Here is a 16,405-nt window from a genome sequence, read left to right as displayed (position 1 = left end):
ACCTACTGGCAGTTCTGCGCAATCTGTTTCTGCGTTTCGCCGATGCGCTCCTGCCGTTGTGCATCGTCGAGGCGCCGCATTTCTCCCTCCACTTCCTCTCTCAAGCGTGGATTGTTCTGCAATTGCGCCAGGTTCGTCCGTGCCTGTTCGCAAAACGCCCTGAGCTGCGCCTGCTGCTCTGCCACCTGTTTCTTGACCTTGTCGTCGATGGTTTTCTGATCGCCCAGCGCGCCGCTACCAGGCATTGCTGCAGGTTTCGGCGGGGGCGAGGAGGGCGTTTGCACGGTGGTGGCCGGCTGCCCTTGCGGAGGCTGCGCATCGAAGTGAGTGACGCCTTGGGCATCGACCCATTTGTAGATCTGAGCGGCCGAGCACCAGGGGCTGAGGCCGATCAGCAGAGTTAACAGAAGCGTTCGCATGCTGATTCCTTGGCAAAATTGCGCAATTGACGCTAACAGAGTAGCGGTTTTCAGGTTTTTTCTTGCGTTCTCATGTGCTTACCCACAATTAAGCACATTGACGGCTTGACTTGGAGAGGGCGAAACAGAAGAATCCAAAGTCCGCTGTAGAGGGACTGCCAGAAGCAGACCCACTCGGTAGATCATGAGGCGCATATCCGCGTCGACCTGTTACACCCGCAACGCGTTACCTCGCGCTGGGTGGGAAAGGCCCGCAACACTTGGGACGATCCCAATACTTGCTCAGTCAGTGCTGACGTAGTCGGCGACCACCGTCGCTCATGCTCTGCCGAGAAGTAAACCTATTAAGACCCGCCCCTTTTTGTGGACGGTATTCTGGCGTTTTAGAGGTGAACAACGTGGAGCTTTTATCTGGCGGTGAGATGCTCGTCCGCTTCTTGCGTGACGAAGGCGTCAAATATATCTACGGGTACCCGGGTGGTGCTCTCCTTCATGTTTACGATGCCCTGTTCAAAGAACCGGAAGTGACCCACATCCTGGTTCGTCACGAACAAGCGGCTACCCATATGGCTGACGGCTACGCCCGTGCCACCGGTAAAGCCGGCGTGGTATTGGTGACTTCCGGTCCAGGCGCCACAAACGCCATCACCGGTATCGCCACCGCCTATATGGACTCGATTCCCATGGTGATCATTTCCGGTCAGGTGCCAAGCACCATGGTCGGCACCGACGCGTTCCAGGAAACCGACATGATCGGTATCTCCCGGCCGATCGTGAAGCACAGCTTCATGATCAAGCACGCCTCGGAAATCCCGGAAGTCATGAAGAAGGCGTTCTACCTGGCGCAATCCGGTCGTCCGGGCCCGGTCGTGGTCGATATCCCGAAAGACATGACCAACCCGGCCGAGAAGTTCGAATACGTCTTCCCGAAAAAAGCCAAGCTGCGCTCCTACAGCCCGGCCGTTCGCGGTCACTCCGGGCAAATCCGCAAGGCGGCAGAAATGCTACTGGCGGCCAAGCGTCCGGTCATGTACTCCGGTGGTGGCGTGATCCTCGGCAACGGTTCCGCCCCGCTGACCGAACTGGCAAAAATGCTCAACCTGCCAGTGACCAACACCTTGATGGGCCTGGGCGGTTTCCCTGGCACCGACCGTCAGTTCATCGGCATGCTCGGCATGCACGGCAGCTACACCGCCAACCTGGCGATGCACCATGCCGACGTGATCCTGGCTGTCGGCGCGCGTTTCGATGACCGTGTGATCAACGGCGCGGCAAAATTCTGCCCGAACGCCAAGATCATCCACATTGACATCGACCCTGCTTCGATCTCCAAGACCATCAAGGCTGACGTGCCAATCGTTGGCCCGGTGGAGAGCGTCCTGACCGAAATGGTCGCGATCCTCAAGGAAATCGGCGAGACCCCGAACAAGGAGTCCGTTGCCAGTTGGTGGAAGCAAGTCGATGAATGGCGCGGTGATCGCGGCCTGTTCCCTTATGAAAAGGGCGACGGCAGCCTGATCAAGCCGCAGACCGTGATCGAGACCCTGTGCGAAGTGACCAAGGGCGATGCCTTCATCACTTCCGACGTGGGCCAGCACCAGATGTTCGCTGCGCAGTACTACACGTTCAACAAGCCGAATCGCTGGATCAACTCCGGCGGTCTGGGCACCATGGGCTTCGGTTTTCCGGCGGCCATGGGCATCAAGTTGAGCTTTCCGGATGACGACGTTGCCTGCGTCACCGGCGAAGGCAGCATCCAGATGAACATCCAGGAGCTGTCGACCTGCCTGCAATACGGCTTGCCAGTGAAAATCGTCATCCTGAACAACGGCGTTTTGGGGATGGTTCGTCAGTGGCAGGACATGAGCTACGGCAGTCGTCACTCGCACTCTTATATGGAGTCGCTGCCTGACTTCGTCAAACTGGCTGAAGCCTACGGTCACGTCGGCGTGCGCATCACCGATTCGAAAGATTTGAAGTCGAAGATGGAAGAAGCGTTCGCCATGAAAGATCGTCTGGTGGTGATCGATATTTCGGTCGATACCAGCGAGCACGTCTATCCGATGCAGATCAAAGACGGCTCCATGCGCGATATGTGGCTGAGCAAGACGGAGCGTACTTAATCATGCGGCACATTATTTCCCTGCTTCTGGAAAACGAACCCGGCGCTCTGTCTCGCGTAGTCGGCCTGTTCTCGCAGCGCAACTACAACATCGAAAGCCTGACCGTGGCCCCGACCGAAGACCCGACCCTGTCGCGTCTGACGCTGACCACCGTTGGCCACGATGAAATCATCGAGCAGATCACCAAAAACCTGAACAAGCTGATCGAAGTGGTCAAGCTGGTGGACCTGTCGGAAAGCGCTCACATCGAGCGCGAGCTGATGCTGGTCAAGGTCAAGGCCACTGGCGCCCAGCGCGCCGAGATCAAACGCACCACCGATATTTACCGTGGACAGATCGTCGATGTCAGTGCCAGCGTGTATACCGTTCAATTGACCGGTACCAGCGACAAGCTCGACAGCTTCATTCAGTCCATCGGCACCGCATCGATTCTGGAAACCGTCCGCAGCGGCGTGACCGGCATTGCCCGCGGCGACAAAGTACTCAGCATCTAAACCAAATTAGCGAATGGCCTGAACGGCCTGGATATATAGGGGAAATTCATGAAAGTTTTCTACGATAAAGACTGCGACCTGTCGATCATCCAGGGCAAGAAAGTTGCCATCATCGGTTACGGCTCCCAGGGCCACGCCCAAGCGTGCAACCTGAAAGACTCCGGTGTCGACGTTACCGTCGGTCTGCGTAAAGGTTCGGCGACCGTTGCCAAAGCTGAAGCTCATGGCCTGAAAGTAACTGACGTTGCTTCCGCTGTTGCTGCTGCCGACCTGGTCATGATCCTGACCCCGGACGAGTTCCAGTCTTCCCTGTACAAGAACGAAATCGAGCCGAACATCAAGAAAGGCGCCACTCTGGCCTTCTCCCACGGCTTCGCGATCCACTACAACCAGGTTGTGCCGCGTGCCGACCTCGACGTGATCATGATCGCGCCGAAAGCCCCGGGCCACACCGTTCGTTCCGAGTTCGTGAAAGGCGGCGGTATTCCTGATCTGATCGCGATCTACCAGGACGCTTCGGGCAACGCCAAAAACGTAGCCCTGTCCTACGCAGCTGGCGTGGGTGGCGGTCGTACCGGCATCATCGAAACCACCTTCAAGGACGAGACTGAAACTGACCTGTTCGGCGAGCAAGCCGTACTGTGCGGCGGTACCGTTGAGCTGGTCAAAGCCGGTTTCGAAACCCTGGTTGAAGCTGGCTACGCGCCGGAAATGGCTTACTTCGAGTGCCTGCACGAACTGAAACTGATCGTTGACCTCATGTACGAAGGCGGTATCGCCAACATGAACTACTCGATCTCCAACAACGCCGAATACGGCGAGTACGTGACCGGTCCGGAAGTGATCAACGCCGAATCGCGTCAGGCCATGCGCAATGCCCTGAAACGTATTCAGGACGGCGAATACGCCAAAATGTTCATCAGCGAAGGCGCAACCGGCTACCCTTCGATGACCGCCAAGCGTCGTAACAACGCCGCTCACGGTATCGAGATCATCGGCGAGCAACTGCGCTCCATGATGCCGTGGATCGGTGCCAACAAGATCGTCGACAAAGCCAAAAACTAAGTCGTCGTTCCTTGTATGAAAAAACGCGGCCTCGGCCGCGTTTTTTCGTTTGAGCCGGCGCTTCTGGTATAAAGCTGCAGCGTTTGTGGCCGAACCGTCGTCCCAGACACCTGTCGAAACTTTCCAAATACGTTGCAAGGTAATGTCCATGAGCGAACGTCCCGAAGAGCCGAACCAGGCTTCTGACGCCGAAAGCCTGCTGCCCATCGATGAACACGTCGAGGAAGGGCACGACGCAGAAGGTCGTAAAGTCCGGCATCGTGGTATCTATCTGCTGCCGAACCTGTTCACCACTGCGAACCTGTTTGCAGGGTTTTATTCCATCATCAACTCGATGAGTGCCCAGGCTGCCTTGAGCGCCGGGGACGCTACCAACGCGAGCAAGTATTTCGCCTTCGCCGCGATCGCGATTTTCGTCGCCATGGTGCTCGACGGTCTCGATGGCCGTGTCGCGCGCATGACTAATACGCAAAGCGCATTCGGTGCCGAGTATGACTCGCTCTCCGACATGGTTGCCTTTGGTGTGGCGCCGGCGCTGCTGGCCTTCGGCTGGGCGCTGGGCGACATGGGTAAGGTCGGCTGGATGGTCGCCTTCATCTATGTGGCCGGTGCGGCGTTGCGTCTGGCGCGTTTCAACACTCAGGTCGGTACAGCTGACAAGCGCTACTTCATCGGTCTGGCCAGCCCGGCGGCTGCAGGCGTGGTGGCGGGGATTGTCTGGGCGTTCAGCGACTACGGAATCCAGGGTTCTAAGATGTCGTTCCTGGTCGCCTTGATGGTGGCGGCTGCCGGCATGCTGATGGTCAGCAACATCAAGTACAACAGCTTCAAGGAGCTGGATTTGAAGGGCCGTGTGCCTTTCGTGGCGATCCTTGCAGTGGTGCTGGTGTTCGCTGTGGTCTTCAGTGATCCACCTCGAATTCTGCTGCTCGTGTTCCTCGCTTACGCCGCTTCCGGCCCGGTGCAATACCTGTTGCGTCTTCGTCGTCACAAAAACGCCGAGTGATGTAATTTCCCGCATACTCCGCAGTCTATGGGTGCATCTGTCCTCCAAAGCTGCGGAGTTGCCATGCTGATCAAAATCCCCAAAGCGTCCGACTGCCATGAGTCGGATGTCACGCCTGAATCCATTTATCTTTCTCGTCGACAGTTGCTCGGAGCTACTGCGACCGGTATCGCCGTGAGCAGCATGCCGCGTTGGGCTGTCGCAGAAGATACGGCGCGCTACGCCGACGTCGAGTCGGGCAAGGCGCCTGCCTGGTTTAAAGAAAAGCTGCCTTCCACCAAGTGGGGTGCAGTCAACGTCAAGGATGAGGCGATCACGCCTTACAAAGACGCGACCCACTACAACAACTTCTATGAGTTCGGTACCGACAAGGGCGATCCGGCAGCCAATGCCGGTTCGCTGAAAACCGAGCCGTGGAGCGTGGTGGTGGACGGAGAGGTGGGGAAGCCCGGACGCTATGCGCTGGAAGACTTCATGAAACCGTACCAGTTGGAGGAGCGTATCTATCGCCTTCGCTGCGTTGAGGCCTGGTCGATGGTTATTCCGTGGATCGGTTTTCCGATCTCTGCGCTGCTCAAGCAGGTCGAACCGACCTCTAACGCCAAGTACATTCGTTTTGAGACCCTGCAGGATCCCAAGAGCATGCCCGGTCAGCGGTCTGGTTTTGCCTTGATTGACTGGCCATATGTAGAAGGCTTGCGCCTGGACGAGGCGATGAATCCCTTGGCGATTCTGGCCGTTGGCATGTATGGCCGCGAATTGCCAAATCAGAACGGAGCGCCGTTACGCTTGGTAGTGCCGTGGAAGTACGGGTTCAAAAGTGTCAAATCCATTGTGCGTATCAGTCTGGTCAGCGAGCAACCGAAGACGACCTGGCAGAGCATCGCGGCGGATGAGTATGGCTTCTATGCCAACGTTAACCCTACTGTGGATCATCCGCGCTGGACTCAGGCGCGGGAGCGTCGGCTGCCCAACAGCTTGTTTAAACCGAATGTGCGCGATACCCGGATGTTCAATGGTTATTCCGATGAAGTGGCTTCTTTATATACAGGGCTCGATCTGCGGAAGAACTACTGATGCGATATCCATACTGGCGTGCAGGTGTTTTCATCGTGGCGGCGATCTGGCCATTGCTTTGGTTCTATCAGGCGTTCGCGGATTTGCTCGGTCCCGATCCTGGCAAAGTGCTGGTCGATCGGCTGGGGTTGGGGACATTGGTGCTGCTGTTGATTACATTGGCCATGACGCCTCTGCAGAAGTTGACGGGGTGGGCGGGGTGGATTGCTGTTCGCCGTCAGTTGGGATTGTGGTGTTTTGCTTATGTGGTTTTGCACTTGTGCAGCTATATGGCATTTATTCTGGGCTTCGACTGGTCTCAGTTGGGCGTGGAGCTGCGTAAGCGTCCGTACATTATTGTTGGCACGCTGGGTTTTCTCGGCTTGTTGGCGTTGGCGGTAACGTCCAATCGCTACAGTCAGCGTCGTTTGGGTGTGCGCTGGAAGAAGTTGCATCGGTTGGCTTACGTGATTCTGGGCCTGGGATTACTGCACATGCTGTGGATCGTGCGGGCAGACCTTAAGGAGTGGACGATCTATGCCTTTATAGGTGCAGTGCTTTTACTGCTGCGTGTACCTATGGTTGCAAGGCGAATCCGGCGATTGCCGGCTAAAAAGCAGGTTTTGCAATAAAACTGAAATTAACGGTTGACGGCAGATTCTGGAGGTCTATAATTCGCCCCACTTCCGGCGCAGTCGAAACGGAAAACTCCTTGAGATTCAATGAGTTACGCAGTTTTCGACAGCGGCTTGCTTCAGAACATCGAAGCCTGGAGGGAGTTGAAAATGCCGGCATGTCTGGCGCTTTTAACGGTTCGATCTTCTCGGTCGAAAGCGGTGAAAAAAAGGGTGTTGACAACAGCGAGTAACGCTGTAGAATTCGCCTCCCGCTAACGAGAGATCGGAAGCGCAAGTGGTTGAAGTTGTTGAAGAAATCTTCGAAAACTTCTGAAAATAATCACTTGACAGCAAATGAGGCTGCTGTAGAATGCGCGCCTCGGTTGAGACGAAAGATCTTAACCAACCGCTCTTTAACAACTGAATCAAGCAATTCGTGTGGGTGCTTGTGGAGTCAGACTGATAGTCAACAAGATTATCAGCATCACAAGTTACTCCGCGAGAAATCAAAGATGTAACCAACGATTGCTGAGCCAAGTTTAGGGTTTCTTAAAAACCCAAAGATGTTTGAACTGAAGAGTTTGATCATGGCTCAGATTGAACGCTGGCGGCAGGCCTAACACATGCAAGTCGAGCGGATGACAGGAGCTTGCTCCTGAATTCAGCGGCGGACGGGTGAGTAATGCCTAGGAATCTGCCTGGTAGTGGGGGACAACGTTTCGAAAGGAACGCTAATACCGCATACGTCCTACGGGAGAAAGCAGGGGACCTTCGGGCCTTGCGCTATCAGATGAGCCTAGGTCGGATTAGCTAGTTGGTGAGGTAATGGCTCACCAAGGCGACGATCCGTAACTGGTCTGAGAGGATGATCAGTCACACTGGAACTGAGACACGGTCCAGACTCCTACGGGAGGCAGCAGTGGGGAATATTGGACAATGGGCGAAAGCCTGATCCAGCCATGCCGCGTGTGTGAAGAAGGTCTTCGGATTGTAAAGCACTTTAAGTTGGGAGGAAGGGCATTAACCTAATACGTTAGTGTTTTGACGTTACCGACAGAATAAGCACCGGCTAACTCTGTGCCAGCAGCCGCGGTAATACAGAGGGTGCAAGCGTTAATCGGAATTACTGGGCGTAAAGCGCGCGTAGGTGGTTCGTTAAGTTGAATGTGAAATCCCCGGGCTCAACCTGGGAACTGCATCCAAAACTGGCGAGCTAGAGTATGGTAGAGGGTGGTGGAATTTCCTGTGTAGCGGTGAAATGCGTAGATATAGGAAGGAACACCAGTGGCGAAGGCGACCACCTGGACTGATACTGACACTGAGGTGCGAAAGCGTGGGGAGCAAACAGGATTAGATACCCTGGTAGTCCACGCCGTAAACGATGTCAACTAGCCGTTGGGAGCCTTGAGCTCTTAGTGGCGCAGCTAACGCATTAAGTTGACCGCCTGGGGAGTACGGCCGCAAGGTTAAAACTCAAATGAATTGACGGGGGCCCGCACAAGCGGTGGAGCATGTGGTTTAATTCGAAGCAACGCGAAGAACCTTACCAGGCCTTGACATCCAATGAACTTTCCAGAGATGGATTGGTGCCTTCGGGAACATTGAGACAGGTGCTGCATGGCTGTCGTCAGCTCGTGTCGTGAGATGTTGGGTTAAGTCCCGTAACGAGCGCAACCCTTGTCCTTAGTTACCAGCACGTTATGGTGGGCACTCTAAGGAGACTGCCGGTGACAAACCGGAGGAAGGTGGGGATGACGTCAAGTCATCATGGCCCTTACGGCCTGGGCTACACACGTGCTACAATGGTCGGTACAGAGGGTTGCCAAGCCGCGAGGTGGAGCTAATCCCATAAAACCGATCGTAGTCCGGATCGCAGTCTGCAACTCGACTGCGTGAAGTCGGAATCGCTAGTAATCGCGAATCAGAATGTCGCGGTGAATACGTTCCCGGGCCTTGTACACACCGCCCGTCACACCATGGGAGTGGGTTGCACCAGAAGTAGCTAGTCTAACCTTCGGGAGGACGGTTACCACGGTGTGATTCATGACTGGGGTGAAGTCGTAACAAGGTAGCCGTAGGGGAACCTGCGGCTGGATCACCTCCTTAATCGACGACATCAGCTGCTCCATAAGTTCCCACACGAATTGCTTGATTCATTGAAGAAGACGATAGAAGCAGCCCGAAATTGGGTCTGTAGCTCAGTTGGTTAGAGCGCACCCCTGATAAGGGTGAGGTCGGCAGTTCGAATCTGCCCAGACCCACCAATTTTGTGTGGGAAACCTGTAGAGATACGGGGCCATAGCTCAGCTGGGAGAGCGCCTGCCTTGCACGCAGGAGGTCAGCGGTTCGATCCCGCTTGGCTCCACCACCACTGCTTCTGAAGTTTGAAAGCTTAGAAATGAGCATTCCATTGTGATGATGGTGAATGTTGATTTCTAGTCTTTGACTGGATCGTTCTTTAAAAATTTGGGTATGTGATAGAAAGATAGACTGGATAGCACTTTCACTGGTGTTTATTCAGGCTAAGGTAAAATTTGTGAGTTTAATCGCGAATTTTCGGCGAATGTCGTCTTCACAGTATAACCAGATTGCTTGGGGTTATATGGTCAAGTGAAGAAGCGCATACGGTGGATGCCTTGGCAGTCAGAGGCGATGAAAGACGTGGTAGCCTGCGAAAAGCTTCGGGGAGTCGGCAAACAGACTTTGATCCGGAGATGTCTGAATGGGGGAACCCAGCCATCATAAGATGGTTATCTTGTACTGAATACATAGGTGCAAGAGGCGAACCAGGGGAACTGAAACATCTAAGTACCCTGAGGAAAAGAAATCAACCGAGATTCCCTTAGTAGTGGCGAGCGAACGGGGACTAGCCCTTAAGTGGCTTTGAGATTAGCGGAACGCTCTGGAAAGTGCGGCCATAGTGGGTGATAGCCCTGTACGCGAAAATCTCTTAGTCATGAAATCGAGTAGGACGGAGCACGAGAAACTTTGTCTGAATATGGGGGGACCATCCTCCAAGGCTAAATACTACTGACTGACCGATAGTGAACTAGTACCGTGAGGGAAAGGCGAAAAGAACCCCGGAGAGGGGAGTGAAATAGATCCTGAAACCGTATGCGTACAAGCAGTGGGAGCAGACTTTGTTCTGTGACTGCGTACCTTTTGTATAATGGGTCAGCGACTTATTTTCAGTGGCGAGCTTAACCGAATAGGGGAGGCGTAGCGAAAGCGAGTCTTAATAGGGCGTCTAGTCGCTGGGAATAGACCCGAAACCGGGCGATCTATCCATGGGCAGGTTGAAGGTTAGGTAACACTGACTGGAGGACCGAACCGACTACCGTTGAAAAGTTAGCGGATGACCTGTGGATCGGAGTGAAAGGCTAATCAAGCTCGGAGATAGCTGGTTCTCCTCGAAAGCTATTTAGGTAGCGCCTCATGTATCACTGTAGGGGGTAGAGCACTGTTTCGGCTAGGGGGTCATCCCGACTTACCAAACCGATGCAAACTCCGAATACCTACAAGTGCCGAGCATGGGAGACACACGGCGGGTGCTAACGTCCGTCGTGAAAAGGGAAACAACCCAGACCGTCAGCTAAGGTCCCAAAGTTATGGTTAAGTGGGAAACGATGTGGGAAGGCTTAGACAGCTAGGAGGTTGGCTTAGAAGCAGCCACCCTTTAAAGAAAGCGTAATAGCTCACTAGTCGAGTCGGCCTGCGCGGAAGATGTAACGGGGCTCAAACCATACACCGAAGCTACGGGTATCACGCAAGTGATGCGGTAGAGGAGCGTTCTGTAAGCCTGTGAAGGTGAGTTGAGAAGCTTGCTGGAGGTATCAGAAGTGCGAATGCTGACATGAGTAACGACAATGGGTGTGAAAAACACCCACGCCGAAAGACCAAGGTTTCCTGCGCAACGTTAATCGACGCAGGGTTAGTCGGTCCCTAAGGCGAGGCTGAAAAGCGTAGTCGATGGAAAACAGGTTAATATTCCTGTACTTCTGGTTATTGCGATGGAGGGACGGAGAAGGCTAGGCCAGCTTGGCGTTGGTTGTCCAAGTTTAAGGTGGTAGGCTGAGATCTTAGGTAAATCCGGGATCTTAAGGCCGAGAGCTGATGACGAGTTACCCTTTGGGTGACGAAGTGGTTGATGCCATGCTTCCAAGAAAAGCTTCTAAGCTTCAGGTAACCAGGAACCGTACCCCAAACCGACACAGGTGGTTGGGTAGAGAATACCAAGGCGCTTGAGAGAACTCGGGTGAAGGAACTAGGCAAAATGGCACCGTAACTTCGGGAGAAGGTGCGCCGGTGAGGGTGAAGGACTTGCTCCGTAAGCTCATGCCGGTCGAAGATACCAGGCCGCTGCGACTGTTTATTAAAAACACAGCACTCTGCAAACACGAAAGTGGACGTATAGGGTGTGACGCCTGCCCGGTGCCGGAAGGTTAATTGATGGGGTTAGCTAACGCGAAGCTCTTGATCGAAGCCCCGGTAAACGGCGGCCGTAACTATAACGGTCCTAAGGTAGCGAAATTCCTTGTCGGGTAAGTTCCGACCTGCACGAATGGCGTAACGATGGCGGCGCTGTCTCCACCCGAGACTCAGTGAAATTGAAATCGCTGTGAAGATGCAGTGTATCCGCGGCTAGACGGAAAGACCCCGTGAACCTTTACTATAGCTTTGCACTGGACTTTGAATTTGCTTGTGTAGGATAGGTGGGAGGCTTTGAAGCGTGGACGCCAGTTCGCGTGGAGCCATCCTTGAAATACCACCCTGGCAACTTTGAGGTTCTAACTCAGGTCCGTTATCCGGATCGAGGACAGTGTATGGTGGGTAGTTTGACTGGGGCGGTCTCCTCCTAAAGAGTAACGGAGGAGTACGAAGGTGCGCTCAGACCGGTCGGAAATCGGTCGTAGAGTATAAAGGCAAAAGCGCGCTTGACTGCGAGACAGACACGTCGAGCAGGTACGAAAGTAGGTCTTAGTGATCCGGTGGTTCTGTATGGAAGGGCCATCGCTCAACGGATAAAAGGTACTCCGGGGATAACAGGCTGATACCGCCCAAGAGTTCATATCGACGGCGGTGTTTGGCACCTCGATGTCGGCTCATCACATCCTGGGGCTGAAGCCGGTCCCAAGGGTATGGCTGTTCGCCATTTAAAGTGGTACGCGAGCTGGGTTTAGAACGTCGTGAGACAGTTCGGTCCCTATCTGCCGTGGACGTTTGAGATTTGAGAGGGGCTGCTCCTAGTACGAGAGGACCGGAGTGGACGAACCTCTGGTGTTCCGGTTGTCACGCCAGTGGCATTGCCGGGTAGCTATGTTCGGGAAAGATAACCGCTGAAAGCATCTAAGCGGGAAACTTGCCTCAAGATGAGATCTCACTGGAACCTTGAGTTCCCTGAAGGGCCGTCGAAGACTACGACGTTGATAGGTTGGGTGTGTAAGCGCTGTGAGGCGTTGAGCTAACCAATACTAATTGCCCGTGAGGCTTGACCATATAACACCCAAGCAATTTGCAGGCTTTGAGCTGAAAAGCGAAAGGTCACCAGATTGCGGTGTGTGAAGACGAAACAAACCGAAAGTTCGAGAGAAACACACAAACTATCGCATACCCAATTTGCTGAAGCGTCGAAAGACGAGTCGGCACACCGAATTTCTTGACGACCATAGAGCGTTGGAACCACCTGATCCCATCCCGAACTCAGAAGTGAAACGATGCATCGCCGATGGTAGTGTGGGGTTTCCCCATGTGAGAGTAGGTCATCGTCAAGATTAAATTCCGAAACCCCAATTGCGAAAGCAGTTGGGGTTTTGTTTTGCCCGTAGGAAAGTTTTTTACTTAGCCTGCGAACAAATTTGCACAGTTATTTTCGAATCAGAACACTAGAATAGCCCCTTCTTTTTCGGAGCCAGAGCCTTTATGTCAGAGTCGGTTGACGCCCCCGGGCTGTCAGATTTACCGCTGGAAGACCTGGTGGCCTGTCACGAGTGCGACCTGCTGATGCGCAAGCCCAAGCTTGCCCACGGCGAGAAAGCCCTGTGTCCACGCTGCGGTTACGAGTTGTATGCCCACCGCCATAACGTGGTGCAGCGCAGCTTGGCACTGGTCATCGCGGCATTGCTGTTGTTCGTGCCCGCGAACTTTTTACCCATCATGCAGCTCAATGTACTCGGACAGTCGTCGCAGGACACCGTCTGGAGCGGTGTGGTCGGGCTGTTCAATACCGACATGCGCGGCGTTTCCGTCGTTGTGTTTCTCTGCAGCATGGCGATTCCGTTACTCAAGTTGCTCTGCCAGTTATTCGTATTGCTGACGATCCGTTTCAACGTCGGGCGTAGCTATGGTTTGCTCCTGTATCGCATTTATCACCACCTCAAAGACTGGGGAATGCTTGAGGTTTATCTCATGGGCGTATTGGTGGCGATCGTAAAACTGGCAGACATGGCGGCCATCACTGTCGGCCTTGGCCTTGCGTGTTTCGTCGGTTTGTTGTTGGTTCAGGTCTGGCTGGAAGTGGTGATGTCACCGCATCAGATCTGGCAGGCGCTCTCAGGAGAAGACCCACATGCGGGCGATTGATGCGGGCATTCTGATTTGTGCTGAATGTCACGAGTTGAACAGGCAGGAAAAAGGCTCAGAAGAGCAAACCTGCACCCGCTGCGGGGCGATGGTTCATGCCCGGCGTCCGAATAGCCTGGCTCGAACCTGGGCATTGCTGATCACCGCGGCGATTATCTATATTCCGGCCAATGTGCTGCCGATCATGACCGTCAGTTCTCTGGGGCAGGGTGATCCGAGCACGATCATGTCCGGTGTCATCCAGTTGGTGCAGCACGGCATGATTCCAATCGCCGCCGTGGTGTTTATCGCGAGCATCCTGGTGCCGACCTTTAAACTGGTAGGTATCGCGCTGCTGTTGTTTTCGGTGCAGCGACGCCAGCCATTGTCTGCACGACAGCGGATCTGGATGTACCGCTTCATCGAGTTCATCGGTCGCTGGTCGATGCTCGATATCTTTGTGATCGCCATTCTGGTGGCGGTCGTCAACTTCGGCCGGCTTGCCAGTGTCGAAGCCAACCTTGGCGCCATCGCCTTCGCCAGTGTGGTGATTCTGACGATGCTTGCCGCAGTAACTTTCGATCCCCGACTGATTTGGGATAACACGGAGTCGGACGACGACCATGACTGATTTGCCTGTAGCGAAAACCCGACCGGCCTCCAACTGGTCTGCGATTTGGGTACTGCCCTTGATTGCCCTGATCATCGGCGGCTGGCTGGGCTGGCGTGCCTATAACGAAACCGGCATCGAGATTCAGGTGCGTTTCGAAAGCGGTGAAGGCATCCAGGCCAACAAAACCGAGGTCATGTACAAAGGCATGTCGGTCGGTAAGGTGAAGACGCTGAAGCTCGATGACGAAGGCAACTCCAAAGGCGTGATCGCCACGGTGGAGATGAATAAGGACGTCGAGCAATACCTCAAGACCAGCACCCGTTTCTGGCTGGTGAAACCGAGCGTGACACTGGCCGGTATCACTGGCCTGGAAACCTTGGTCTCGGGCAACTATGTCGCCATCAGCCCGGGTGAAGGCGAGCCGACCCGCAAGTTCAAGGCACTGGCCGAAGAGCCGCCGCTGTCGGATTCCAAGCCTGGTCTGCACCTGACCATCAAGGCAGATCGCCTCGGCTCGCTGAACCGTGGCAGTCCAGTGTTCTACAAGCAGATCAAAGTCGGGCAGATCAAAAGCTACGTGCTCTCCGAAGACCAGAGCACCGTTGAACTCAAAGTGTTCATCGAGCCGACCTACGCCAAACTGGTGCGCAAACACACGCGTTTCTGGAATGCCAGCGGCATCAGCATCGACGCCAATCTGTCTGGGGTAAAAGTACGCAGCGAGTCCCTGGCGAGCATCGTCGCCGGCGGTATCGCTTTCGCTACGCCGGAGAACCGCAAGGACAGTCCGCCTACCGATCCAAGCCTGCCGTTCCGTCTCTATGAAGACTTCGACGCCGCCGCTGCCGGCATTCGGGTGAAGGTCAAACTCAGCGACTTCGAGGGCCTGCAGGCTGGCCGTACGCCGGTCATGTACAAAGGCATTCAGGTCGGTAACCTGAAAGCGTTGAAAATCGATCCGGATCTGAACAGCGCCACGGCTGAGCTTACTCTTGACCCTCTGGCTGAAGACTATCTGGTCGATGGCACGCAATTCTGGGTGGTCAAACCGTCGATTTCTCTGGCCGGGATCACTGGTCTCGAAGCACTGGTGAAAGGCAACTACATTGCCGTACGCCCCGGCGACAAGGGTGGCGCGCCGAAACGCGAATTCGAGGCCCGGCCAAAGGCGCCGCCACTGGATCTGCGCGCGCCGGGCCTGCATCTGGTGTTGTTCACCGACGTTCTGGGTTCGATCGAAGTCGGCAGCCCGATTCTGTACAAGCAGGTCAAGGTCGGCTCGGTACAGAGCTATCAGTTCTCCAAAACCAAAAAACAACTGGTGATTGGCGTCCACATCGAGAAGGAGTACGAAAATCTGGTCAACGCGTCGACCCGTTTCTGGAATGTCAGCGGCATCACCCTCACCGGTGGCCTGACCGGTGGGATTCAAGTGAAGAGCGAATCACTGCAGACACTGATGGCCGGCGGGATTGCGTTCGAGACACCGCAAGCCAAGGCGCCGTTGCAAAAGCGTATTCCGCGTTTCCGTCTGTTCGCCAACCATGACGAGGCCAATCAGAAAGGCACCGTGGTGACGATCAAGGTCGACCGCGCCGATGGGTTGCGTCCGGGCACGCCGATTCGTTTCAAAGGGCTGGATGTCGGCAAGATTGAAGACGTCGATCTGACCGATGATCTGCAATCGGTCATGATCACCGCGCGAATCACTGAAGTGCCGGAGCGCATTGCGCGGGTTGGCAGTCAGTTCTGGGTGGTCAAGCCTGAGTTGGGTCTGATCAAAACCCAGAATCTGGAAACCCTGGTCACCGGGCAATACCTGGAAGTGCAACCCGCGGCGAAGAACCTCGGCCCGCAGAAGAACTTCATCGCGCTGGCCAATCCACCGGAGGTGTCCAGGCAGGAGGCCGGTTTGAGTCTGGTGTTGAGTGCGGCCCGTCGTGGTTCGCTCAAGCCTGGCGTGCCGGTGACCTACCGTGAAATCACCGTAGGCAAGGTCACTGGTTATGAACTGGGGCAGACTGCCGACCGGGTATTGGTGCACGTTTTGATCGAGCCGAAATACGCGCCGCTGGTGCGCAGCGGTACGCGGTTCTGGAACACCAGCGGTGTCGGTTTTGACATCGGTCTGTTCAAAGGTGTGACGGTACGCACGGAGTCACTGGAGACGGCGATTCAAGGGGGTATCGCCTTCGCCACGCCGGATGGCGAACGCATGGGCAACCCGGCGCGGCCTGAGCAGACGTTCCCGTTGTTCGACAAGTTCGAGGATGAGTGGCTGAGCTGGGCGCCGAAGATTCCACTCGGTAAATAATCCGGCAAATATGAGGCGTCGTTGAGGGCGCCTTCGCGAGCAAGCTCGCTCCCACAGTGGATGAGTGGTGCACACAACATTTGTGTTCGGCCCGAAATCCTGTGGGAGCGAGCCTGCTCGCGAAAGGCATCAACACAAAT

At 55.0% G+C, this 16,405-nt stretch carries 10 protein-coding genes, 2 tRNA genes and 3 rRNA genes; 14 read left to right on the top strand and 1 reads right to left on the bottom strand.

The genetic code is table 11. The annotated features are described in order from the left end of the window. Window positions 1–2: 2 nt before the first annotated feature. Window positions 3–419 (bottom strand): DUF4124 domain-containing protein, encoded by a 417-nt coding sequence (locus AC1UK9_RS23845; RefSeq protein WP_473013601.1) that lies wholly within the window; start codon window positions 417–419, stop codon window positions 3–5. Between the two features lie 398 nt (window positions 420–817). Between AC1UK9_RS23845 and AC1UK9_RS23840 the strand changes: the two genes are divergently transcribed. The 14 genes from AC1UK9_RS23840 to AC1UK9_RS23775 all read left to right on the top strand — a co-directional run bounded on the left by AC1UK9_RS23840 (window position 818) and on the right by AC1UK9_RS23775 (window position 16,265). Continuing rightward, window positions 818–2,542, top strand: coding sequence for an acetolactate synthase 3 large subunit (locus AC1UK9_RS23840; protein WP_025108843.1), 1,725 nt, complete (start codon window positions 818–820; stop codon window positions 2,540–2,542). 2 nt (window positions 2,543–2,544) lie between these two features. After that, window positions 2,545–3,036, top strand: coding sequence for an acetolactate synthase small subunit (ilvN, locus tag AC1UK9_RS23835; RefSeq protein WP_003205610.1), 492 nt, complete (start codon window positions 2,545–2,547; stop codon window positions 3,034–3,036). 48 nt (window positions 3,037–3,084) lie between these two features. Beyond that, a complete protein-coding gene (gene ilvC / locus AC1UK9_RS23830; RefSeq protein WP_003228216.1) occupies window positions 3,085–4,101 on the top strand; it encodes a ketol-acid reductoisomerase in 1,017 nt (338 codons plus the stop codon). Window positions 4,102–4,249: 148 nt separating this feature from the next. Next, window positions 4,250–5,107, top strand: coding sequence for a CDP-diacylglycerol--serine O-phosphatidyltransferase (gene pssA, locus AC1UK9_RS23825; RefSeq protein WP_025108844.1), 858 nt, complete (start codon window positions 4,250–4,252; stop codon window positions 5,105–5,107). A 63-nt stretch (window positions 5,108–5,170) separates the two neighbouring features. After that, window positions 5,171–6,184, top strand: a complete 1,014-nt coding sequence (gene msrP / locus AC1UK9_RS23820; RefSeq protein ID WP_482578626.1) for a protein-methionine-sulfoxide reductase catalytic subunit MsrP — start codon at window positions 5,171–5,173, stop codon at window positions 6,182–6,184. Continuing rightward, window positions 6,184–6,795 (top strand): protein-methionine-sulfoxide reductase heme-binding subunit MsrQ, encoded by a 612-nt coding sequence (gene msrQ / locus AC1UK9_RS23815; RefSeq protein WP_473013599.1) that lies wholly within the window; start codon window positions 6,184–6,186, stop codon window positions 6,793–6,795. Before msrP ends, msrQ begins: the two co-directional genes overlap by 1 nt. 554 nt (window positions 6,796–7,349) lie before the next feature. Continuing rightward, a 16S ribosomal RNA gene (locus AC1UK9_RS23810) occupies window positions 7,350–8,886 on the top strand. Between the two features lie 81 nt (window positions 8,887–8,967). Next, window positions 8,968–9,044 (top strand) — tRNA-Ile (locus tag AC1UK9_RS23805). Between the two features lie 28 nt (window positions 9,045–9,072). Further along, a tRNA-Ala gene (locus tag AC1UK9_RS23800) sits at window positions 9,073–9,148 on the top strand. 236 nt (window positions 9,149–9,384) lie between these two features. Then, window positions 9,385–12,276: ribosomal RNA gene (locus AC1UK9_RS23795) — 23S ribosomal RNA — on the top strand. Between the two features lie 159 nt (window positions 12,277–12,435). Continuing rightward, a 5S ribosomal RNA gene (rrf, locus tag AC1UK9_RS23790) occupies window positions 12,436–12,551 on the top strand. Together the 16S, 23S and 5S rRNA genes with 2 tRNA genes alongside form the textbook arrangement of a ribosomal RNA operon. A gap of 148 nt (window positions 12,552–12,699) precedes the next feature. Continuing rightward, window positions 12,700–13,359 carry a paraquat-inducible protein A gene (locus tag AC1UK9_RS23785; protein ID WP_025109385.1) on the top strand — a complete coding sequence of 220 codons (660 nt, stop codon included), beginning with the start codon at window positions 12,700–12,702 and terminating at the stop codon, window positions 13,357–13,359. Further along, a complete protein-coding gene (locus AC1UK9_RS23780; protein WP_473013598.1) occupies window positions 13,346–13,969 on the top strand; it encodes a paraquat-inducible protein A in 624 nt (207 codons plus the stop codon). Before AC1UK9_RS23785 ends, AC1UK9_RS23780 begins: the two co-directional genes overlap by 14 nt. After that, window positions 13,962–16,265: a PqiB family protein gene (locus AC1UK9_RS23775; RefSeq protein ID WP_482578625.1), complete on the top strand. Its 2,304-nt coding sequence runs from the start codon at window positions 13,962–13,964 to the stop codon at window positions 16,263–16,265. The genes AC1UK9_RS23780 and AC1UK9_RS23775 overlap by 8 nt, the downstream gene beginning before the upstream one ends. Window positions 16,266–16,405 lie beyond the last annotated feature (140 nt).

The sequence above is a fragment of the Pseudomonas sp. AK-TSAG1-1 genome (genome assembly GCF_056821665.1).
The sequence above is the reverse complement of the archived record's forward strand: the minus strand, read 5'-3'. Positions and strand labels throughout refer to the sequence as shown.